The sequence below is a fragment of the Robertkochia flava genome (assembly GCF_020166515.1).
In the GTDB taxonomy this organism is placed as follows: domain Bacteria; phylum Bacteroidota; class Bacteroidia; order Flavobacteriales; family Flavobacteriaceae; genus Robertkochia; species Robertkochia flava.
Map to the genome: position 1 here is coordinate 1 of NZ_JAINZT010000008.1, position 23,408 is coordinate 23,408.

Below are 23,408 nucleotides of genomic sequence, written 5' to 3' on the forward strand. Positions count from 1 at the left end.
CCGAACTCCTCCTTCTTTATTTAAACAGCAATGTCAACATACAAAGAAAGAAGAACGGGAAGTAATCACTATTTTTAATAATGAAAATTTAAGTCAAAAACCGGTCAACACTATTTAGGGATGTTCAGTGATAGGTGAGGCTTGAAGAGTGATGCTTGAAGAGTGATGTGGGAAGAGTGAAGTGGGAAGAGTGAAGTGGGAAGAGTGAGGAGTGAGGAGTGAAGAGTGAAGAGTGAAGAGTGAAGAGTGAAGAGTGAAGAGTGAAGAGTGGTTAGTGGTTAATGGGGAGTCGTTAAGAGTGAAGAGTGGAGAGTGATGAGTGTTGGGAAATGAAGGGTGTTTCAGGGAATATTAAAGGTATTTGGGGTGCCTTGGGTGTCCTTTTGGAAGGGGTTGGAGCAGGGCTTTCTTCTTTTTGTAGGGAGGAGGTAGCTTATGAAAGTAAGGGGCTGCGTATGACTTCCCCTTAGCCGGAGAAACTAAAGGTCGTCCGAAAATGGTGGCTTTTTAGGGGACCGAAGAGGTGTCTTTGTTGGAGTTGCGTCTGAAGAGGTTATTGTGGTGTCCCGGGCACAAAAAAAAGCGCCCCTGAGGTCGCTTTTTTTGTTATCGTGGCTCCAGCAGGAATGCGCTGGGGTAGCTTCTTTTTATTTCCATGAGCTTTCGGTCGGCTTCCAGGCGGGTTCTGAACCTTCCTACCCGTACCTTGTAGTTGGGGAGTTCAAAGCTGATGTCGGCCTTCCAGTCTTCGAAATCTTCACGAAACTCCTTTAAAACCTCTTTAGCCTCATCGAGGGTGCCGTTGTAGATCTGTATCCTGTAGAGGGTGGCTTCCTCGTTTTGGAACATGTCTTTTTTGGCCTCCAACAGTTTATCTATCTTCGGGTCTTGCTTAATGTTGATTTTGCCCTTGGTTATTGTTGGATTTACTCCTTGTTGGGCAGAGGAAATTCCTACACAGCAAAGCATGGTAAATATGCTGATCACGATCGTTTTTCCGGTTAAAAATCTCATAATGAATGGGGTTTTGTGCAAAAATAAACCTTATTGTTTTACAGGCCTAAAAAACTAATTTAGAATTATTATAAATTAATAATTAACAGAACACTAAGATTTCCCAAATAAAGTCAATGTCGTATTTTTGTGCCTGATTTTGAAATAGCGGTTTCTCACTGTGTTTGAAGTGAAAAAACCGTGCCAATTAAAGATAGAAAATTTAAGGTTTCAATATGAAAAAGGTGATACACCGTAATTCTGCATTGAGAATTCTAGGTATTGGTTTAGCGTTATTCTTTTCGTTTTCAACTACCCTAACAGCCCAGGAGGGCGATCCAGCTGCCGGTAAAGGCCTGTTTAATACCTATTGTGCTGCCTGCCATAACCTGGACAGGAACATGACCGGGCCTGCTCTTAGAGGAGTGGGAGATAAGTATGAGCGCGAGTGGCTGTACGAATGGATTAAGAACAGCCAGGCGTTGATAAAATCCGGGGACGATCAGGCGGTTGCTTTGTGGGATCAGTATCAGCCTTCTGTGATGACGGCATTTCCTCAGCTTTCTAATGAGGATATAGATAATATTATCGCTTATACCATGCAGCCTAAGGAGGAGCCTAAGGCTGATGTAGCGGCCGGAGCTCAGGCTCCTGTGCAAGGCGGAGGCGGAGTTGGTAACGAGGTGATCCTCGCTGCCCTGGCTCTTGTTTTCGGTATGTTGGTTGTAATGCTGTTCCTGGTCAATAAGACCTTGCGCAGGATTGCAGAAGCTAACGGTGTTGAATTTGCCGTAGCGGAAGAAGAAAAGCGACTTCCATTGTGGAAGGCTTTTGTTCAGAATCAGTTCCTGGTTCTTGTTACTGCTATCTTCCTGCTCTTGGGTGGGGCGTATTTCGCCTATGGCTACCTGATGCAGGTAGGTGTTGACCAGGGGTATATGCCGGTTCAGCCTATCCATTACTCTCACAGAATTCACGCAGGTGAGAATGAGATCGACTGTAAGTACTGTCACTCTTCAGCCCGGGTGTCTAAGCATTCCGGAATTCCTTCCTTGAATATCTGTATGAACTGTCATAAGAATATCGTGGAAGTATCTCCTGAGACTGCTACCGCAGAATATTCCAAGGAGTTTTACGATGCCGAGATCCAGAAGCTTTACAAGGCTGTTGGTTGGGATATGAATACCCAGTCCTATTCAGGAGAGACTCAGCCGGTGAAGTGGGTGAGAATTCACAACCTTCCGGATTTCGCATATTTCAATCACTCTCAGCACGTAAGTGTAGCAGGTATCGAGTGTCAGAAGTGTCACGGTCCTGTTGAGGAGATGGAGGTAATGTACCAGTACTCTCCGCTTACTATGGGGTGGTGTATTAACTGCCACAGGGAAACTAACGTGAAGATGGAGGGTAATGAATATTACGAGAAGATTCACGAAGAGTTGTCTAAAAAATACGGTGTGGATAAGCTTACGGCAGCCCAGATGGGTGGTCTTGAGTGTGGAAAATGCCACTACTAAAAAAAATAGAACCTGTGGTCGGTGAGCGAAAATTTCAAGATCACGGGTTTTTGTGTGGGATGCGAGTCCCGGTTTTAAAATAGAATATATCAGGCCCGAAAGGGTGGTTTAAATCAGTAATATAATAACATGGCATCAAACAAAAAATACTGGAAAAGTGTTGAAGAGCTTAACCCTAACAGCTCTGTTGTAGAAACGCTTAAACAGAATGAGTTTGTTGAAGAGATCCCGGTAGATGAATTTTTAGGGGACAAGGAGTCTTTGGCTTCCTCTTCTACCACGCGTAGGGATTTCCTTAAATACGTTGGTTTCAGTACAGCTGCAGCTTCACTGGCAGCCTGTGAGGGGCCGGTTAAAAAGTCTATTCCTTATGTAGTGCAGCCTGAGGAGATCGTTCCCGGGGTGGCTAACTACTATGCGACGCACATCGCAGATGGTTTTGATTTTGCCTCTGTGCTTATCAAGACCCGTGAAGGGCGTCCGATCAAGGTGGAAAACAACAAGGAGGCGAAAGCAGGAGCCGGAGCGAATGCCAGGGTTCATGCGTCTGTACTTGGGTTGTACGACAGCAAGAGGGTGCAGGGGCCAAAAGCAAACGGTTCTTATGTGGATTGGGATGAGATTGATGCCAGGACCATGGAGGCTGTTAAGGCTGCCCAGGCTTCAGGAAAGCAGATCGTATTCCTTACCCAGACCTTTGCCAGTCCGTCTACTGCGAAGCTCGTTGCTGATTTCAAGGCGATGTATTCCAATACCCGCCATGTAATATATGATGCTGTTTCTGAGGAGGCAGCTGTTAAGGCTTTCCAGTCGAAGTACGGAATGCGCGCCATGGCAGATTACGATTTCTCCAAAGCGGAGATGATCGTTTCTTTCGGAGCCGATTTCCTTGGAGACTGGCAAGGTGGCGGATACGACAGCGGTTATGCTAAAGGGCGTATTCCTGAGCATGGCAAAATGTCTCGTCACGTACAGTTTGAATCTAACATGACCTTATCGGGTTCTAATGCCGATAAGCGAGTGCCTGTATCTCCTGCGCAGCTTAAGGTTGCAATGGCGAAGTTCTATGGATATCTCAATGGAACCTCGGTTTCAGGGGAGCTACCTGAAATGGTGGATGCTGCGGTTAAGAATGCAGCTGCCCAGGTTAAAGCTGCCGGTGCCAAGGCTGTTGTGGTAACAGGAATTAAAGATGTTAATGCCCAGGCCCTGGCTCAGGATATCAATGAAATGCTGGGTAGTGCTGCCTTTGATGCCGCGCAGCCGAAGCTTACCCGTCAGGGTAACGCCGCTCAGATGGCTTCATTGGTGGAGGATATGGCAGCCGGAAAAGTTGGGGTGTTGGTTGCTGTAGGGGTAAACCCTGCATATACCCTGCCTAATGCGGCTCAGTTCGCCGAAGGCATGAAGAGCGTAGGACACAGTGTTGTGTTCTCGCAAAAGGAAGATGAAACTGCCGTTCTGGCAAATTATATAGCGGCTGCGCCTCACTACCTCGAGTCATGGGGGGATGTAGAGATCAAAAAAGGTCACTACGGATTAATGCAGCCTGCCATTCGTCCGCTGTTCAATACGCGTCAGTTTCAGGATGCGCTCTTGAAGTGGATGGGGAGTTCTGAAAATTATTACAGCTATATCAGGAATAACTGGGAAACTTCTGTTCTCGGAGGCGCTGCCTGGAATAAGGCATTGCACGACGGGGTGTTTACCTCGACTGCAACCGTAACCGAGGAAGTGGTTGCAGAAACTGAAGGAGATGTTTCGGAAGAAGCGGCTTCAGTGGCGGCTACGGGAGTAACAGCGGCAAGAGCACTTGCATCTGCTGCCCAGGAAGGTATGGCGCTTGTTTTATACAGCAAAACCGGAATGGGAGACGGGCAACAGGCGAATAACCCCTGGTTGCAGGAGTTTCCTGATCCAATTACCCGGGTTTCCTGGGATAACTACCTGACCGTTTCTCAGGCAGATGCTAAGGCATTAGGACTGGAGAACTGGAATGTAGCCAACGGTGGATTAAACGGTAGTTATGCAAAGGTTACCGTGAACGGAGTGAGTATCGATAAGGTGCCGGTTGTGATTCAGCCGGGTCAGGCCAAGGGTACTGCAGGTCTTTCTTTCGGGTACGGTCGTACCTCAGGAATGAAGACAGAGATGCAGACCGGGGTGAATGCCTTTGCACTCTACAATGAATTTAATGATGTGCAAAGCGTGACCATCGAAAAGGTGGCCGGAGAGCACGAATTTGCCTGCGTGCAGCTGCACAATACCCTGATGGGTAGAGGTGATATCGTTAAGGAGACTACCCTGGAGATCTTCAATACCAAGGATGCCAGCGAGTGGAATCACCAGCCTCAGGTGTCTTTGAATCACGAGGAAGTGGATGCCGTATCGGTAGACCTTTGGAGTGAGTTTGACAGGTCTGTAGGTCATCATTTCAATCTTTCTATCGACCTTAACGCCTGTACCGGTTGTGGTGCGTGTGTTATTGCCTGTCACGCAGAGAACAACGTTCCTGTAGTTGGTAAGGCAGAGGTGCGTAAGTCAAGAGATATGCACTGGTTGAGAATTGACCGTTACTACTCTGCTGAAGAAACTTTTGAAGGGGATAACGAGACTAAGGAAAATATGAGCGGACTGGGAGATTCGTTGAGCACCTTCGGAGAAATGGAGGCTGCTTCTGAGAATCCGCAGGTAGCGTTCCAGCCGGTAATGTGTCAGCACTGTAACCACGCTCCCTGTGAGACCGTGTGTCCTGTGGCTGCAACTTCACACGGACGTCAGGGTCAGAACCATATGGCCTATAACCGTTGTGTGGGTACCCGTTACTGTGCGAACAACTGTCCTTACAAAGTGCGTCGATTTAACTGGTTCCTTTACAATAACAACGACGAGTTTGATTTCCATATGAATGACGATCTCGGTAAGATGGTTCTTAACCCGGATGTGACTGTAAGGTCCAGAGGGGTTATGGAAAAATGTTCTATGTGTATCCAGAAGACGCAGAAGACCATTCTTGATGCCAAGCGTGAAGGACGTGTGGTAAAAGATGGAGAATTCCAGACAGCATGTTCTGCAGCTTGTTCAAGCGGAGCTATGGTCTTTGGAGATATTAATGATAAGGAAAGTAAAGTTGCTGAACTGAAGGAAAGTGACCGTATGTATCACCTGTTAGAGCATGTTGGGACAAAACCTAATGTATTCTATCACGTGAAGGTTAGAAATACTCAGGAAGCTTAAATATTAAATAACACTAGAAACAATTATATAAGGATATGGCGTCGCATTACGAAGCACCTATACGTAAACCCCTTGTAACCGGGGAGAAGTCTTACCACGATGTGTCGGTAGAGGTAGCTGCTCCGGTAGAAGGAAGAGCTAATAAGCAATGGTGGATTGTTTTTTCGATCTCTCTTGTTGCCTTTCTTTGGGGGTTAGGTTGTATAATTTATACGGTATCAACCGGTATTGGTACCTGGGGTCTTAATAAAACCGTTGGCTGGGCCTGGGATATCACCAACTTCGTTTGGTGGGTAGGTATCGGTCACGCAGGAACCCTGATCTCGGCAGTACTGCTGCTGTTCCGCCAGAAATGGAGAATGGCTATTAACAGGTCTGCAGAGGCAATGACTATTTTCTCGGTAGTGCAGGCAGGTTTGTTCCCGATTATTCACATGGGTCGTCCATGGTTGGGTTATTGGGTACTCCCGATCCCGAACCAGTTTGGTTCGCTTTGGGTAAACTTTAACTCTCCTCTGCTTTGGGACGTATTTGCGATCTCTACCTACCTTTCGGTATCATTGGTATTCTGGTGGACCGGTCTTCTTCCTGACTTCGCTATGATCCGCGACAGGGCCGTGCGACCTTTTCAGAAAAAGATCTACAGCCTGGTGAGTTTTGGATGGAGCGGCCGTGCAAAAGACTGGCAGCGTTTCGAAGAGGTGTCGCTGGTACTTGCAGGTCTTGCTACCCCGCTGGTACTTTCGGTACACACCATCGTATCGTTTGACTTTGCTACTTCGGTAATTCCCGGATGGCACACCACGATCTTCCCTCCGTACTTCGTTGCAGGGGCGATCTTCTCCGGATTTGCCATGGTAAACACCCTTCTTATCATTATGAGAAAGGTATGTAACCTGGAAGATTATATCACCGTACAGCATATCGAGCTTATGAACATCGTGATCATGATCACAGGTTCTATCGTTGGATGTGCCTATATCACTGAGTTATTCATCGCCTGGTACTCAGGGGTGGAATACGAGCAGTACGCATTCCTTAACAGGGCTACAGGACCTTACTGGTGGGCGTACTGGAGTATGATGACGTGTAACGTGTTTTCTCCACAGTTCATGTGGTTTAAGAAACTGCGTACCAGCATCATGTTCTCGTTCTTTATCTCTATCGTGGTAAACATCGGGATGTGGTTCGAGCGTTTCGTAATTATCGTTACCTCCCTGCACAGAGACTACCTTCCATCTTCATGGACCATGTTCTCTCCGACCTTTGTTGACATCGGGATCTTTGTTGGAACCATCGGTTTCTTCTTCGTACTGTTCCTGTTGTATGCGAGAACGTTCCCTGTAATTGCTCAGGCCGAGGTTAAAACCATCCTGAAATCTTCAGGAGAACGCTATAAGAGACTTAGAGAATCCGGGCAAACCCTGAGTGGAACCGGAATGGATAAAAGAACGGCAGTTTACGCCAATGAGGTAATTGAAGATACCGATAACGATGATTTGGCCGGAAAGGCTGAAAATTAAAAAAGATAACCTATGGCTTCAAAAGTTATTCAAGCACTATACAACGATGACGACGTACTGATGTCTGCCGTGAAACGCGTAAAGGCAGAGCGTCATCACATCGAAGAGATATACACTCCTTTTCCGGTTCACGGGCTGGATAAGGCGATGGGGCTGGCACCGACAAGAATTGCCATCACTTCCTTTCTTTACGGATGTGTGGGTCTTACAGTAGCCATCACCATGATGAACTTTATCATGATCCAGGACTGGCCTCAGGATATCGGGGGAAAACCCAGTTTCAGTTATCTTGAAAACATGCCGGCTTTTGTTCCGATCATGTTTGAGTTAACGGTATTCTTCGCGGCCCACCTTATGGTGATCACCTTCTACCTGAGAAGTAGAATGTGGCCTTTCAAGGAAGCGGAAAATCCTGATGTGAGAACAACAGATGATCACTTCCTTATGGAGGTGGCCCTTCACGATAATGAAGATCAATTAAAGGCACTCTTGGTGGAAACCGGGGCTGTGGAAGTAAAAATTACTGAAAAGCATTAATTAGTCGTAATGAGAATTATTAGCAAAATAGCAATTGTTTTAAGTGCGGTTGTTTTGGTTTCCTGCCAGAATAAAACGCAACCTAATTATCAGTTCATGCCTAATATGTATGAATCAGTAGGGTATGAAACCTATCAGGAGAGCGAAGCCTTCAGAAACGGTAAGGAAGGACAATTGCCGGTGGAAGGAACTATCCCGAGAGGGTTTGACGTGTACGAATACGAAAATACCCTTGAGGATTACGCCCTTGCAAAAGCAAACCTGACCAGCCCGCTGGACTCTTTGAGTGCAGAGGATAACCTGAAAACAGGGAAGGAACTTTACAATATCTACTGTGCCGTTTGCCATGGTACCAAAGGAAATGGTAAAGGTATTCTGGTAGAGCGTGAAAAGATCCTTGGGGTTCCGAGTTACGACGATGCAGGACGTGCCATTACCGAGGGTAGTGTGTACCACGTAATCAACTACGGATTGAACTCTATGGGTTCCTATGCGAATCAGTTGAATCAGACCGAGCGTTGGCAGGTGGCTGAATATGTAATGCAGCTGAAAAAAGATTTAGAAAAATAATATCAACTATCAATAAGAAGATTCAGGATATGTATACGTTTTCAAACAGATTAAGAACAGCAGCTTTCGTACTAATGATAGTTGGTGCTCTTGGATTGGTGTATGGATTTTTTGCCGCGCCTTCTACCGAAGCAGAAGCCATGGCCATGGTAGCTGATGCCCACCACGGTGAAGATCATGGAGCTGCCACCACCCATGCAGCAGAAGGGGAAGCTTCTCACGGGGAGGCACATGCAGAACAGGCGCATGGCGAAGAAGCGCATGGCGCTGAAACCCATGAAGAAGAGCATGGAAGCAATCACGGGGAACACCTGCTGCATCAATTGCAAAACAAGCCCTGGGCTGCCTTGTATGTAAGTGCGTTTTTCTTCATGATGATCTCTTTGGGAGTGCTGGCATTTTATGCCATCCAAAGGGCTGCGCAGGCAGGATGGTCTCCGGTACTTTTCCGGGTGATGGAGGGAATTACCTCTTACCTGGTTCCGGGTGCACTGATCGTATTTGTTATCCTGGTACTTTCCGGGTTGCACATGAATCACCTCTTTGTATGGATGGATCCTGAGGTAGTAGCTCACGATGCGCTTATCCAGGGGAAATCCGGATATCTGAACGTGCCTTTCTTCCTGGTCAGAGCACTGATCTATATCGGAGGCTGGGGTGCTTACCAGTATTTCTCCAGAAAGTTCTCTGTGGCCCAGGACACCGCTTCAGACGATAGTAACTTTAAAAAGAATTTCCGTATCTCAGCAGGATTCCTTGTGTTCTTCCTGGTGTCAGAATCGATGATGTCATGGGACTGGATCATGAGTGTTGATCCGCACTGGTTCTCAACCCTGTTTGGATGGTACGTATTTGCAAGTATGTTCGTTTCCGGTATCACTGTGATCGCCATGATCACGATCTACCTGAAATCTAAGGGATACCTTGAATTCGTGAACGACAGCCATATCCATGACCTTGCCAAGTTCATGTTTGGGGTGAGTATCTTCTGGACCTACCTGTGGTTCTCACAGTTCATGCTGATCTGGTATTCCAATATCCCGGAAGAGGTTACCTATTTCGTAACCCGTATCGAAGACTATAAACTGCCATTCTTCGGAATGCTGGTGATGAACTTTATCTTCCCGCTGCTGATCCTGATGAACAGTGATTACAAGCGTCTGAACTGGTTCGTTATCATGGCCGGTATCGTGATCCTGATGGGGCACTATGTGGATATCTTCAATATGATCATGCCTGCTACCGTAGGAGACCAGTGGTTTATCGGAATTGCAGAGATCAGTGGCGTGCTATTCTTTGCCGGGTTGTTTATCTTTGTGGTATTCAATGCCCTTACAAAAGCACCCTTATTGGCTAAGAGGAACCCATATATAGAAGAAAGTAAGCACTTTCACTACTAATTAATTATTAAAAAGTAAACGGGAGAATTAAAATGACGGCATTTTTAACAATAATAGTTCTTGTACTTGTAGCCATTGCGATCTGGCAAATGACGAAGATTTTTGAACTTTCTCAGGTGAAATCTGAGAAGTCAGAGGTGGCCAACGACAAAGACAACAAGCTGAACGGTTACCTGATGTTCGGGTTCCTTGTGTTTATCTATCTTCTTACCATCATTTCTTTCTGGAAATGGGGAGACAAGATCCTGGGTACTCCTGCTTCAGAACACGGTTCGGAATACGATAACCTGATGTATATCTCAATGGCCCTGATCTTCTTTGTACAGATCATCACCCAGGCGCTGTTGCATTATTTTGCATTTAAATATCACGGAAAAAAAGGTCAAAAAGCCTTATTTTATGCAGACAACGACAAACTCGAATTTATCTGGACCATCATTCCGGTGATCACCCTTGCCGGATTGATCCTGTATGGTCTCTACACATGGACCAACCTGATGGATATCGATGAAGAAGAGGGAGATCCGATCATTATAGAGCTTTATGCCCAGCAATTTAACTGGAAGGCGCGATACGCCGGAGCCGATAATGTGCTTGGTGATGCTAACGTAAGATTGATTGAGATCGATAAAAATAATGTTCTGGGAATTGACGAAACCGATCCTTATGCCAAGGATGATGTGGTTTCTCAAACAGAATTGCATTTGCCTGTAGGACGTAAAGTGATCTTTAAGATGCGTTCTCAGGACGTATTGCACTCGGCTTATATGCCTCATTTCAGAGCGCAGATGAACTGTGTGCCCGGGATGATTACCCAATTTTCCTTTACACCTACTGTAACTACTGAAGAGATGCGTGCAGACCAGGGAATGCAAAGCAAAGTGCAGAACATTAATCAGCTAAGAGCAGAGAGAAGAGCGAATGGAGAAGATGTAGATTCATGGGAATTTGATTACGTGCTTTTATGTAACAAGATCTGTGGATCATCTCACTACAACATGCAGATGAAGATCGTAGTGGAGGAAGAGGAAGAGTTTAACGCCTGGATGGAGGCTCAGCAGACCTTCGGAGAGCAAATGGCGTCAGCTCAGTAATTAGCTATTAAAAAGAAAAAAAATTAAAACGAATTAAAGATTATGTCAGCAACAGCAGCACACGCACACGCAGAAGATCACGCGCACGATCACGGGCATCATCATAAGGAGACTTTCGTCACAAAGTATATTTTTAGTCAGGATCACAAGATGATCTCCAAGCAATACCTGATCACCGGTCTTATCATGGGGGTTATCGGTATCGCAATGTCATTGCTTTTCAGAATGCAATTGGCCTGGCCTGGAGAATCGTTCAAGGTTTTCGAACTGCTTTTGGGTGACTGGGCTCCTGACGGGGTGATGGATCCTAATATTTACCTGGCTTTGGTAACCATCCACGGTACCATCATGGTATTCTTTGTACTTACTGCCGGTTTGAGTGGTACCTTCAGTAACCTGCTTATTCCCCTTCAGATCGGAGCGAGGGATATGGCCTCAGGATTCCTGAATATGGTATCTTACTGGTTGTTCTTCCTGTCGAGTGTGATCATGGTGATCTCTCTTTTTGTGGAAGCAGGACCTGCGGCTGCGGGTTGGACCATTTACCCTCCGCTTAGTGCATTGCCGCAAGCTCAGGGTGGTTCCGGAATGGGTATGACACTTTGGTTGGTCTCTATGGCCATCTTTATTGCTTCGTCTCTGCTGGGATCCCTGAACTATATTGTAACGGTGCTCAACCTGAGAACCAAAGGAATGACCATGACAAGATTGCCCCTTACCATCTGGGCCTTCTTTATCACCGCTGTTATCGGGGTAGTTTCTTTCCCGGTACTGCTCTCTGCAGCCTTACTGCTGATCATGGACAGAAGTTTTGGTACCTCATTCTTCCTTTCGGATATCTTTATCCAGGGAGAAGCACTGCACTATCAGGGAGGTTCTCCTGTATTGTTCGAACACCTTTTCTGGTTCCTCGGACACCCTGAAGTATATATCGTATTATTACCTGCGTTAGGTATCACCTCCGAAATTATTGCGACCAATTCCAGAAAGCCTATTTTCGGATACAGGGCGATGGTAGCTTCGATCCTTGCGATCGCGTTTCTTTCGACCATCGTTTGGGGGCACCATATGTTCGTATCTGGTATGAATCCTTTCCTCGGTTCGGTATTTACCTTTACCACCTTGTTGATCGCGATCCCATCGGCTGTAAAAGCATTTAACTATATCACGACCTTATGGAAGGGAAATCTTCAGATGAACCCTGCCATGCTATTCTCCATTGGTCTGGTGTCTACCTTTATTACAGGTGGTCTTACCGGGATCATCCTTGGAGACAGTGCACTGGATATTAACGTACACGACACCTATTTTGTGGTTGCTCACTTCCACCTTGTAATGGGTATTTCAGCCCTTTACGGACTGTTTGCAGGAGTGTACCACTGGTTCCCTAAGATGTTTGGTAGAATGATGAATAAGAATCTTGGATACGCTCATTTCTGGATCACTGCGATCTGTGCTTACGGGGTGTTCTTCCCGATGCACTTCGTGGGAATGGCAGGTGTTCCAAGACGTTACTATACCAACACGGCATTCCCGATGTTTGACGACCTTACCGATGTACAGGTGGTAATGACGGTATTTGCCATCATCGCCGGGTTTGCACAGTTATTCTTTGTTTACAACTTCGTAAGAAGCATTTTCTACGGACAGAAGGCTCCTCAGAACCCATGGGGATCAAATACCATGGAATGGACTACTCCTGTAGAGCATATCCACGGAAACTGGCCGGGAGAGATTCCTCACGTACACAGATGGGCTTATGATTATTCTAAGACCAGAGAAGACGGGGAATACGTAATTCCAGGTCAGGACTTTGTTCCGCAAACGGTTCCGTTGCAGGATAAGGAAGAAGAACTGAATCACTAAAGATCTTTTTATATAAAATAAAAGGCCTCCAATTTGGAGGCCTTTTATTTTTCTAACCGGTTTCATCGGTACCTTTTGTTCGGTACTAAGAGTAGTGGAATTCTGTTTTTCGGAGAGAGCATCCGGAGCAATGTTAGATCTCCTATTGTTCTATGATCTCAACCAGTTCCACACGTTCGGTAAGTTCGCCATCTTCAAACTTTTCTTCCATGATCAAGCCAACTCCGGGAGCATAGTATTTTAATTCATATTCTCCTGGTTCCAAAGCAGTATAGTCTTTTGTTACCAGGCAATTGCTGTAAGAACCCAGGCCAATGGTAACTTCTTCGTTGAGGGCAATAACTTCAGCCTCATCTTCTGCTTCCCCTTCATAATATTCCTGGTAGTACCTTTGCCCGACTTCAGGATTGGCAGGAAGCCAGTATCCGGGTAAGGCTCCATCTACTCCCGCTTCCCAGGCACCGTCATTATCGAGAAAATTTCCGTCTTCATCATAGTTGTCCACTTCTTCCCCGAAATACCAAAGGTTTCCACTGTCATCCTGGGCTAGCCAATCATCCGTATCCTCAATTAATATATCATCAAGATATACTTTATCATTCTGGATAATACAGGTAACCCCATTCACCACCCTGGTGGTATTCAGGCGTTCCAGCCGGATCTCCTCTTCAGGCTCTTCGCCAATTTCTCCGCCTTCATAAACATATATGTCATCTTCAGAAGGTCCGTAAAATATGTTGGTGATGCTTAAGGGGTCAGAAAATTGGTCTTCACTAAATGCGGGTAGGTTTTCCGGGAGTTCATCACCGGAATCCATGTCCGGAGTGTCGTCGTCATTTGAACAGCCAAACAGGAGTAAAGCCGCCATAAGGGTCGTGCATACAGTTCTCATGATCTCAAGGTTTTAGTGTATAAATTGATCTTTGTTTTGTAGTGCAGGCCAGAAATTAACAAGCCTAACGCTACAAGGTAGTCATGAATGGTGTGTAAAAAACTGACGCAGCGTACTTTACAAAAAAAAACCCGCAGAAAGGACTTCTGCGGGTTTTTATTTATAATAAAAAAATGAATTAGTATCGGTAATACTCCGGTTTAAACGGACCTTCCACTTCTACTCCGATGTATTCTGCCTGATCCTTTTTAAGTTCGGTTAGCTCTACTCCGATCTTTTCCAGGTGGAGTTTAGCAACCTTCTCATCGAGGTGTTTTGGCAACATATACACTTTGTTCTCATACTTGTCAGCGTGGTTCCAGAGCTCGATCTGGGCCAGGGTCTGGTTGGTGAAGGAGTTACTCATCACAAAGCTTGGGTGGCCGGTGGCACATCCAAGGTTTACCAGGCGTCCTTCGGCCAGGAGAATGATATCGTTACCATTCACATTGTATTTGTCTACCTGAGGCTTGATGTTAATATGAGTGTTGCCGTGGTTTTGTTTGAGCCAGGCTACATCGATCTCATTATCAAAATGACCAATATTACAAACGATGGTCTTGTCTTTCATGGCCTCGAAGTGCTCTCCGCGAACGATGTCCTTGTTCCCGGTAGTGGTGATAACGATGTCTGCTTTTGCAACAACCGTTTCAAGGCGTTTAACCTCATAACCGTCCATCGCAGCCTGCAGGGCACAGATCGGATCGATCTCGGTAACGGTAACGATGGATCCGGCACCTCTGAAAGAGGCAGCGGTTCCTTTTCCAACATCGCCGTAACCGCATACTACAACGCGTTTTCCGGCAAGCATAACGTCTGTTGCTCTTCGGATCGCATCTACGGCACTTTCACGGCATCCGTATTTGTTGTCGAACTTGGATTTGGTCACCGAGTCGTTCACATTGATGGCCGGCATAGGCAGGGTGCCTTTATTCATGCGCTCGTAGAGCCTGTGAACTCCGGTAGTGGTTTCCTCTGATAGTCCCTTCACCCCCGAAGCGAGTTCAGGATAACGGTCGAGAACCATATTGGTAAGGTCTCCTCCGTCGTCGAGGATCATATTTAAAGGCTCCCGATCTTCCCCGAAGAAAAGGGTTTGTTCGATACACCAGTCAAATTCTTCTTCTGTCATTCCCTTCCAGGCATAAACCGGTATGCCTGCTGCAGCGATGGCTGCCGCGGCATGGTCCTGCGTAGAGAAGATGTTACAGGAACTCCAGGTAACTTCTGCACCCAAAGCCACAAGGGTCTCGATAAGAACTGCGGTCTGAATGGTCATATGCAGACATCCGGCGATGCGCGCTCCTTTCAGTGGCTGTTCCTCCTTGTATTCCTCTCTAAGGGCCATAAGACCCGGCATTTCTGCTTCGGCAAGCTCAATTTCCTTTCGGCCGTATTCAGCCAGACTGATGTCTTTAACTTTATAAGGCAGGTAAGGAATAGTTTTGGTACTCATATTACTTTGTTATTTTTACGTTCCTAAACAGGGTTTAACCGCACAAAACAATGCTGGTTTCCCTGGAATTTTTACGGCCACAAAGGTACGCAATAACTTTAAGAAAAAAATGCCTCTTTTTAAAACTATAACAGTAAGCAATACCACTAAGGTTCTGATTTGGAAGATAGAAGAAGGTCTGGAGGCACTCGAGCGTGGGGTAACGCTTACCGAAAATTGCCGCCTGCGATTGGCCGGGATGAAGTCTGAGATCCATCAGCGGGGATTTCTCAGTGTGAGGCATCTGTTAAAAGCTGCCGGTTATACCAGTCATGATCTTTTTTATGACCTTCAGGGACGTCCCCACCTTAGAGACGGCAGGCATATCTCTATAACCCATTCCTTTACCTTTTCGGGGATCATCATCAGCGATGAACCCGTAGGTATCGATATAGAAAAACAGCGGTCAAAGATCGGTCGTATCGCTTCCAAGTTTATCGATTATGAATTCGGTTTTCTGGATACCACCCAGGTGCGGGAGCTTACCGTGGTATGGTGTATAAAGGAAAGCCTCTATAAATTATTTGCCACCGAAGGGCTCAGCTTCCGGGAGCATACCCGGGTTATACCCTTTACGCTGGATGACCACCGGGCCAAGGCCTGGGTAAAATACAAGGGGAAAATGGAGAAGTACCACCTTGAGTATGCCGAATTTGATGGATTTACCGCATCCTGGGCCCTCAGGGATCGCACAAAACAGTAATTAAAAGAACTTATGAAGATCTCAGTAGAACTTACCCTGACTCCCCTGCAGGACGATTTTGAGCCGGCCATTATTGAATTCATCAGGAGGCTGAGGGCGTCCGGACTTACCGTCCTGGAAAATCCATTGAGCACCCAGGTTTATGGCGAATATGATCAGGTGATGGAGGTAATGCAAAAGGAAATAAAATCTGCCCTGGAAATGATAGATAAGGGATTGTTATACATGAAGATCGTTAAATCTGACCGCAGCGACTATGAGCCGCATTTTTGAATTACTTTTAGCTCCTTACCAGGGGGTGCCGGTACATCTGATACTTCTCGAGGCGGTCGCCGTACTCTTCGGATTTCTCAGCGTTTGGTATTCGAAGCGTGAGAACATCCTGGTGTATCCTACCGGGATCATCAGCACGGCAATTTTCGTTTATATCCTGCTGTACTGGGGATTGCTGGGGGATATGCTCATCAACGCCTATTATTTTATCATGAGCATCTATGGATGGTATATCTGGACCCGAAAGGTAGATCCGGATCATTTCACTCCGGTAACCACCACCAGCAGGAAAGAGCAGGTGTGGTCGGTTGTCCTGTTTGCAGCAACCGTGGTCTTTGTAAGCGCAGTGTATCAGGTTTTTAATAAATGGGACGGATGGATATCCTACGCAGATGTGCTTACTACAGCAATTTTCTTTGTGGGGATGTGGCTCATGGCCCGTAAAAAGCTCGAAAACTGGGTCTATTGGATCGCCGGTGACCTGATCTCTGTTCCGCTATATCTTTACAAGGGATTAACCTTAACCAGCTTTCAATATTTTATATTTACCATAATAGCCATATACGGGTATATTGCATGGAAGAAAAACTTGAACAGAAGTCCGCAGACCTTGTTAGGGTAGTGCTTTATGGTCCTGAATCGACAGGAAAAACCACCCTGGCCCGGCGACTTGCACAGCATTACCAAACCGAATGGGTGCCTGAATATGCCCGGGATTACCTTCAGGATAAGTGGGACAGGGAAAAGCAGGTGTGCCAGCCGGAAGACATTATTCCTATTGCAGAAGGGCAGATGCACCTCGAAAATACCCTTGGGGAGAAAGCAGATAAGGTATTGATATTAGATACCAACCTCCTGGTTACCAGGGTGTACTCTGAGGCTTATTACAATGGTTATGTAGATCCGTTGCTCGAAAAATATGCCATAGAGAATAAATACGATTTATATTTGTTAACCTATATAGACACCCCTTGGGTGGCCGACGATCTCAGGGACAGGCCCGATCAGCGGGAAGAGATGTTCAATATGTTCGAGAAAACCCTGCAGAAATACGATAAACCCTATGTTATCCTAACCGGGACTGAAGAGGAGCGATTTGCAAAAGCCGTACGTTTAATAGATAAACTGATCAAAACATGACCACACTGTTAGAAACTGACCTGAAACAAATTAAAAACCTTGGTATTGCTCCCGAAAAGATCCGGGAACAGATCGAGGTGTTTAAACGCGGGATCCCGTTTGTTAACCTGGTGGCTGCAGCAACGACAGGCGATGGAATAGAGCGCTATGAAGAGGCTGAAAAACAACATTACATCTCCCTGTATGAAGCATCGAGGGAAAACCTGGACCTGCTGAAGTTCGTGCCTGCTTCGGGGGCAGCTACACGGATGTTTAAGGCCTTGTTTGAGTTTCTCAACGGATATGACCCGGAGAAGGAAACGGTAAATGCCTATGTGAACCGCACCAAAGACCAGGTTATAAGAACGTTTTTTGTCGGGGTGGAGAAATTTCCGTTCTACCAGGAGGTGATGGAGGAAATGGAGAAACGCTATCCCGATTATATCAAGCTGCCCTATGACCATCAGAAATACATTTTCGTAAAGCTGCTGCTCTCTGAGGATGGGTTTGATTTCGGGTCCTTCCCCAAGGGATTATTACCGTTCCACCGGTATAAAACCCGCCCGTCTACAGCTTTTGAAGAGCATCTTTACGAGGCAGCCCTCTACAGCAGTTCCAAAGGAAAGGCCAGGTTGCACTTTACCATATCTGAAGATCATCTGAAAAAGTTCGAAGAAGAATTTAAAGCTATTCGTGAAAGTGTGGAGGAAAAAACGGGGGTGAAGTTCGATATCAGTTTCTCCTTTCAGAAACCTGCGACCGATACCATTGCCGTTACCCCCGACGACGACCCATTCCGGTTGCAATCGGGAGCGCTGTTATTCAGGCCCGGAGGTCATGGTGCCCTGATCGAGAACCTCAATGACCAGGATGCAGACCTGATCTTTATAAAAAATATCGATAATGTAGTGGTGTACAAATTCAAGCATGAGATGGCCGAGTATAAAAAAATGCTTGCCGGGAAATTACTTGAATTAAGAGAACAGACCTATGCCTATTCGAAGTTGCTGGATGAATCGGTTCCCGATGAGGCAACCATAGAGGAGATCAAGCAGTTTCTATCAGAGAAATTGAATGTGCGGATCAAGTCGGATGTCAATAAGTATAAGGAGATCTATCAGATCGAGTTCCTCAAGGAAAAACTCGATGCGCCAATTCGGGTTTGCGGAATGGTACAGAATGAAGGAGAACCCGGTGGAGGTCCGTTCTGGATTAAGGATGAAGATGGCAATATTTCACTGCAGATCATCGAATCTGCCCAGATCGATCAAAAGAATAAGTTTCAGGGACAGATCCTAAATGCCGCTACCCACTTTAACCCGGTTGACATTGTATGCAGTGTCAAGAATTATAAGGGAGAGAAATACGATCTTATGAACTATGTTGACCACAAACAGGCGTTCATCACCCACAAGACCAAAGAGGGAAAGGAATTAAAGGCTCTTGAACTTCCCGGACTGTGGAACGGGGGCATGGCGTTCTGGAATACCGTTTTTGTGGAGGTTTCCCTGATCACCTTTAACCCTGCCAAAACCGTAGTAGACCTTTTAAAACAGCCTCACCAGGTGAGGGCATTGTAAGCTTCCGGAGGCCCGGTATACACAATAGTGTGTAAAAATTACACGGTGTATACCAGATTTACACACTTTCCGGAAATGGCATAAACAGATGTAAAAATCATCAAACCCCTTTAAGCACAGTGCTTTCAGGGGTTTTTTATGTTTTGTAAACAGGGGGTTTCCGAATTGGTACGATAGTGGCAATATACTAATCAAACACTTATAACTTAAAATATAAATCATTATGAAAAATCTAGTATTAGTTTCAGCACTTGCCTTAGGAAGTTTTACCTCTTTTGCAGCAACTCCGGTTATTTTCCACGATGGAATCTCTGAAGATATCTATCAGGAAGTAGTTCAGGAAGAATTTTCTGAGATTGCGCACGATGAGGTGCCACAAGCAGTAAAGGATGCGCTGGCAAATGACTATCCCGGAGCTGAGATCTCAAAAGCATATGTGAACGAAGCAAGTGAATACAAGCTTGAAGTAACTATGGGTGAAGAAACTGCCACCCTGTATGCCAATGAAAACGGAGAGTGGATCCAGAAATAAGTCTGTATATAGTAGTTAGTTAGTTTGATTGAAAAAAGGATGGGCATTACCCATCCTTTTTTTATTTAATTTCCTTAAATTCAGCATGTTATAAACTACCGTATTAGGGCGGATACCATCTGGCATGCCAAAGTTACTACTCATTGAAGACGATATCAATTTTTCCAGGATGTTCCAGGGTTTTCTGGAGCGTCACGGGTATACCGTAGACAGATGTTCTGATGCAGAAAGTGCATATCAGTTACTCGAAAAGGAAAAGTACGACCTCGTCTTTACCGATCTGAGGCTCCCGGATGAAGACGGCATTCAGATCCTGAGCAGAATTAAGGAGCTCAACGAGCACCTTCCGGTAATTCTTATGACCGGATATGCACAGGTAACCACTGCCGTGGAAGCCATGAAGAAGGGTGCTTTCGATTATATATCCAAGCCTTTTAATCAGGATGAAGTCCTGGCCGTTTTAGGGAATGCTCTTAAAAAGGAAAAACCGGTGGATACCTCAGAATTTGTAAAAACCCCTTCCGGAAAAAGAGCGGAAACTTCTTCGGGAGACCTCACAAAAGTTAAAGGAATAAGCAAGGCTTCACAAAAGCTCAACGAATACGTTTCCCTGGTGGCACCTACAAATATGTCGGTACTCATTACCGGAGAGAGCGGTACGGGCAAAGAGGTGGTGGCACAGCGAATACACGAGTTGAGTGAACGGAAGAATAACGGCTTTGTTCCTGTAGATTGCGGGGCTATCCCACGGGAAATCGCAGGGAGTGAATTTTTCGGGCATCTCAAGGGCTCATTTACCGGGGCGGTACATGACAAGAAAGGACATTTTGAAGAGGCCAACGGCGGTACCCTTTTTCTCGATGAGGTGGGCAATCTTCCTTACGAGGTACAGGTACAGTTATTGAGGGCCCTGCAGGAAAGGAAGATCAAACCTATTGGGAGCAGTAAGGAGATCGATGTGGATATCAGGGTGATCTCGGCAACCAATGAAGACCTGCTGGAAGCCGTAAAAGAGGGTAAGTTCCGCGAAGACCTCTATCATCGATTGAATGAATTTTCCATAAAAGTCCCTTCTTTAACAGACCGGAGGGAAGACCTGATGATCTTCGCCGATCACTTTCTGCAAAATTCGAATACGCAACTAGGCAAATCTGCAGTCGGGTTTACCGATGAGGTGATCCGGATGTTCCAGGGATACCGTTGGCCCGGAAACCTGCGGGAATTATCCAATATCGTCAAGCGTGGTGTATTGCTGAGTCAGGGAGATATTATTCAGAAGAAGAACCTTCCCCCGGATTTTGTGCAAATTGCTATGAAAGAGACCGGCGGTACTTCTTCGGTCTCATTTTCCACGAAAGATCATGAACGGGACCTTATTCTCAATGCCCTAAAGGAGGCGGGGAATAACAAGACCAAGGCGGCCAGATTGCTTCAGATTACCCGGAAAACCCTATACAATAAGATCAGGGAATACGAGATCGATGTCTAGGTCTTCTGGTTGGTTATAGATTCCTGGAGGGTTTGGAAGGCCTTCTCCAGGTCTGCGATCCAGCCGCTTATTTCTGTCATATCGCTTGTGGTTTCCAGTTCTATTTTCTCAAGAACTTTCACCATGCTTTCTGCATGAATTTGCCGGAACATGGTTTTCATTCGATGGGCCAGATCCTGGATCGCATGTACATCTCCTTTTGACCTGAATGCTTTCATGGATTCCAGGTCGTCTTCTGTGGTTTGCATAAAACTGTCCAGGAGTTGTTGAAGGGCCTTTTCATCATTATCCATAAAAGACTTCAGGTCGTCAAGGTCGTAAAGCGGCGGTGTTTGGCGGTCGGTCTGCCTTTCGCCATGATGTTCTTCCTCTGGTTGTTTTCGCTCTTCGAGTCCGGAGATCACCTCCAGCAGGTCAGAGGGTTTATAGGGTTTGAATACAAAGGCAGAAAATCCGTTGATGAGGTACTTTTCGGCGTCCAGGTCTTTTCTCCCAGATACTGCGATCACGGGTTGTCCCTTGTATCCGTAGGACGGATCAGACCGAAGCAACTCCAGGAACCGAAACCCGTTAATACCGGGCAGCTGGATGTCGGTGATGATCAGGTCAAAGTTTATTTTATCGATTTGTGCCAGCACCTCTGTGGCGCTTTTAAATGCGTGAACGATGGCTTTCCGGGTCACCAGCCAATCCTCCAGCATTTGCAGAAGCAGGGTGTCGTCATCTACAATGATCACCCTTTTAAAGGCGAGGTCGCCCGCAGGCAGGATTTCTTTTTCAGATGCCGCCGGTGCTTCGCTGAATTTCGCCGGAAGTTCCAGGGTAAAGGTACTTCCTTCTCCGCTTTTTGATCGCAGTTTTAAAGCCCCGTCCAGGAGTCCGGCAAGTTTCCAGGAAATAAACAACCCCAGCCCGCTTCCGCCGAATTTCTTTTCATGGGATTGATCTGCCTGGGTGAATTCCTGGAAGATCATGGGTTGCTTTTCCTCAGGGATGCCAATGCCCGTATCTGTAACATCTATTTCAAGCGATTTCATGGGATGCCGGTAGGATACGGTAATGGTAATCGCCCCGGTTTCGGTAAACTTATAGGCATTGCCGATAAGGTTGTTAAGGATCTGTTTTACCCGGTGGGGATCGCTGATTAATTGTCCTGGCAGCTTGTCTTCGAAATTGTAGTTAAGCGCTATGGGTTTGTGATGATAAATAGCCTTAAGGCTTTCTGCGGTCTCGAAGATGAGTTTTTTCAGGTCAAATGGCACCGTTTCAATAGCGACCTTTCCGGCTTCAAGTTTGGTGTAATCTAACAGGTCATCCACCAGTTTGGTAACATAGTTTGACGCTGTTTTGATCCTGCCGGCATAATAGGCCTCCCGGGGCGATTTGGTATTTTCTGCCATTAGCTCGGTGTAGCCCAGGATGGTGTTCAGGGGGGTGCGCAGGTCATGACTCACCATGGAGATAAGTTGTTCCCGCCCTTTGAGCAGTTTCTGGGCGTAATCATTGGCCTTTTCCAGTTGCTCCCGGTATTTCTGACTTTTTAGAAAGTCATTAAGGATAAGGAGGGAAAAGAGAATCACAAGGGCGATCCCGATAATCGCAGCCCAGGTAAGTACCCTGATACTTCGGTTAAGTACAGCCTCTCTTCTGGTATTTGTACGTTGCGCATTTTCCAGGAGCTCGCCCTCCAGAGTCGAAAGGATCTCCCGTAATTGCTGGGAAGTATTCAGGTCGTTTTGTAAGAGAGAATTTTCCTTAATGGCTACCGATAGTTTTCTTTGGGCCGTCTCTTTTCGGATCTGTTCCAGCATGGCCCTGGAGGCAATAACCAAAGAGTCCAGGATGGCCTCATCTACGGTGTTGGTTGAATCTCTCGGGATATAATTATTGAGGATATTGATCTGTTCCTGGAGTTGTGCCCTTCTTTCCTGAGTGAGCTCCCGGGGATTAACCACGAAATCTTCCAGGGAGAGCCTGCCCAGGGTTTGCTCAATGTTAGAGAACTTCTCAATGGCCTTGTTCAGGGCCATGTCCGAGCCTTTGTCATTTCTGATCTGCCTGAGTTCAGAAATATTAGTCACCTTTTGTTCCAAGAGGATTTTTACACTGTCCAGAAGCATTCTCTGGGTGTCGTTATCCATGATAAGAATCAGGGAGTCGATGGCCATATTGATGGAGTCATTCTTGCGCAGGTAGGTTTCATAGGGGGCATTCCGGTTGGATTGAATGGCCGACCTTGCAAAACTTTCTGTTTCGTACATCAGGGTGAGTAAGCCTCCGATTCGGAATACTTTCTTATTCTCAATGCCCTTATCCTCCTGTGCCCGGGCAAAAGAATTGATCTCGGCATAGATGATCCACCCGACCACTATGGCCAGTACCAGAAGCATGAGGTAACTGATGAGTACCTTGGCGGTGATTCCCTGTTTAAGGCTCGTCATAAAACAAAGATAATCAGAGCGTTAGCGATATTTATAAGATTTTGTAAAAATAATCCTTCTAATTGTATAATACTTAGTAATTTTGCCCCGTCTCAAAAGGGGTGCCTC

General features: G+C 46.1%; 19 protein-coding genes. 15 read left to right on the forward strand and 4 right to left on the reverse strand.

The features are described 5' to 3' along the window. Window positions 1–606: 606 nt before the first annotated feature. On the reverse strand, window positions 607–1,014 hold the full coding sequence (locus tag K7R11_RS13165; RefSeq protein ID WP_224491211.1) for an SPOR domain-containing protein: 408 nt from the start codon (window positions 1,012–1,014) through the stop codon (window positions 607–609). A 215-nt stretch (window positions 1,015–1,229) separates the two neighbouring features. On the opposite strand from K7R11_RS13165, the gene K7R11_RS13170 reads away from it, so the two are divergent. The 8 genes from K7R11_RS13170 to K7R11_RS13205 all read left to right on the forward strand — a co-directional run bounded on the left by K7R11_RS13170 (window position 1,230) and on the right by K7R11_RS13205 (window position 12,737). Continuing rightward, the gene (locus tag K7R11_RS13170; protein ID WP_224491212.1) at window positions 1,230–2,510 is read left to right on the forward strand and encodes a c-type cytochrome; all 1,281 of its coding nucleotides are present in this window, start codon (window positions 1,230–1,232) and stop codon (window positions 2,508–2,510) included. Between the two features lie 129 nt (window positions 2,511–2,639). Next, entirely contained in the window at window positions 2,640–5,747 is a 3,108-nt protein-coding gene (locus tag K7R11_RS13175) for a TAT-variant-translocated molybdopterin oxidoreductase (protein WP_224491213.1), read from the forward strand. A 35-nt stretch (window positions 5,748–5,782) separates the two neighbouring features. After that, window positions 5,783–7,270: an NrfD/PsrC family molybdoenzyme membrane anchor subunit gene (gene nrfD / locus K7R11_RS13180; protein ID WP_224491214.1), complete on the forward strand. Its 1,488-nt coding sequence runs from the start codon at window positions 5,783–5,785 to the stop codon at window positions 7,268–7,270. 12 nt (window positions 7,271–7,282) lie between these two features. Continuing rightward, window positions 7,283–7,807, forward strand: a complete 525-nt coding sequence (locus K7R11_RS13185; RefSeq protein ID WP_224491215.1) for a DUF3341 domain-containing protein — start codon at window positions 7,283–7,285, stop codon at window positions 7,805–7,807. 9 nt (window positions 7,808–7,816) lie between these two features. Next, window positions 7,817–8,377 (forward strand): c-type cytochrome, encoded by a 561-nt coding sequence (locus K7R11_RS13190; RefSeq protein ID WP_224491216.1) that lies wholly within the window; start codon window positions 7,817–7,819, stop codon window positions 8,375–8,377. 29 nt (window positions 8,378–8,406) lie between these two features. After that, complete coding sequence (locus K7R11_RS13195) at window positions 8,407–9,777, forward strand: quinol:cytochrome C oxidoreductase (RefSeq protein WP_224491217.1); 1,371 nt, start codon at window positions 8,407–8,409, stop codon at window positions 9,775–9,777. 32 nt (window positions 9,778–9,809) lie between these two features. Continuing rightward, window positions 9,810–10,871 carry a cytochrome c oxidase subunit II gene (locus K7R11_RS13200; RefSeq protein WP_224491218.1) on the forward strand — a complete coding sequence of 354 codons (1,062 nt, stop codon included), beginning with the start codon at window positions 9,810–9,812 and terminating at the stop codon, window positions 10,869–10,871. Between the two features lie 42 nt (window positions 10,872–10,913). Next, window positions 10,914–12,737: a cytochrome c oxidase subunit I gene (locus tag K7R11_RS13205; protein WP_224491219.1), complete on the forward strand. Its 1,824-nt coding sequence runs from the start codon at window positions 10,914–10,916 to the stop codon at window positions 12,735–12,737. Between the two features lie 142 nt (window positions 12,738–12,879). Here K7R11_RS13205 and K7R11_RS13210 read toward each other — a convergent pair whose 3' ends face one another. Next, window positions 12,880–13,629 (reverse strand): hypothetical protein, encoded by a 750-nt coding sequence (locus tag K7R11_RS13210; RefSeq protein WP_224491220.1) that lies wholly within the window; start codon window positions 13,627–13,629, stop codon window positions 12,880–12,882. A gap of 178 nt (window positions 13,630–13,807) precedes the next feature. Continuing rightward, window positions 13,808–15,124, reverse strand: a complete 1,317-nt coding sequence (ahcY, locus tag K7R11_RS13215) for an adenosylhomocysteinase (RefSeq protein ID WP_224491221.1) — start codon at window positions 15,122–15,124, stop codon at window positions 13,808–13,810. 109 nt (window positions 15,125–15,233) lie between these two features. On the opposite strand from ahcY, the gene K7R11_RS13220 reads away from it, so the two are divergent. From K7R11_RS13220 to K7R11_RS13250, 7 genes are all read left to right on the forward strand, one after another. Beyond that, window positions 15,234–15,866, forward strand: coding sequence for a 4'-phosphopantetheinyl transferase family protein (locus K7R11_RS13220; RefSeq protein WP_224491222.1), 633 nt, complete (start codon window positions 15,234–15,236; stop codon window positions 15,864–15,866). A 12-nt stretch (window positions 15,867–15,878) separates the two neighbouring features. Then, window positions 15,879–16,139 carry a thiamine-binding protein gene (locus K7R11_RS13225; protein ID WP_224491223.1) on the forward strand — a complete coding sequence of 87 codons (261 nt, stop codon included), beginning with the start codon at window positions 15,879–15,881 and terminating at the stop codon, window positions 16,137–16,139. Further along, window positions 16,123–16,761, forward strand: coding sequence for a nicotinamide riboside transporter PnuC (pnuC, locus tag K7R11_RS13230; protein ID WP_224491224.1), 639 nt, complete (start codon window positions 16,123–16,125; stop codon window positions 16,759–16,761). Before K7R11_RS13225 ends, pnuC begins: the two co-directional genes overlap by 17 nt. Further along, on the forward strand, window positions 16,716–17,279 hold the full coding sequence (locus K7R11_RS13235; protein ID WP_224491225.1) for an AAA family ATPase: 564 nt from the start codon (window positions 16,716–16,718) through the stop codon (window positions 17,277–17,279). The genes pnuC and K7R11_RS13235 overlap by 46 nt, the downstream gene beginning before the upstream one ends. Beyond that, window positions 17,276–18,838, forward strand: coding sequence for a DUF4301 family protein (locus tag K7R11_RS13240; RefSeq protein WP_224491226.1), 1,563 nt, complete (start codon window positions 17,276–17,278; stop codon window positions 18,836–18,838). The genes K7R11_RS13235 and K7R11_RS13240 overlap by 4 nt, the downstream gene beginning before the upstream one ends. Window positions 18,839–19,061: 223 nt before the next feature. Next, on the forward strand, window positions 19,062–19,370 hold the full coding sequence (locus tag K7R11_RS13245) for a hypothetical protein (protein ID WP_224491227.1): 309 nt from the start codon (window positions 19,062–19,064) through the stop codon (window positions 19,368–19,370). A 124-nt stretch (window positions 19,371–19,494) separates the two neighbouring features. Further along, a complete protein-coding gene (locus K7R11_RS13250) occupies window positions 19,495–20,859 on the forward strand; it encodes a sigma-54-dependent transcriptional regulator (RefSeq protein WP_224491228.1) in 1,365 nt (454 codons plus the stop codon). Here the strand turns inward: K7R11_RS13250 and K7R11_RS13255 are convergent. Further along, a complete protein-coding gene (locus tag K7R11_RS13255) occupies window positions 20,856–23,300 on the reverse strand; it encodes an ATP-binding protein (protein WP_224491229.1) in 2,445 nt (814 codons plus the stop codon). The two genes, K7R11_RS13250 and K7R11_RS13255, sit on opposite strands and share 4 nt — an antisense overlap. Between the last annotated feature and the right edge of the window lie 108 nt (window positions 23,301–23,408).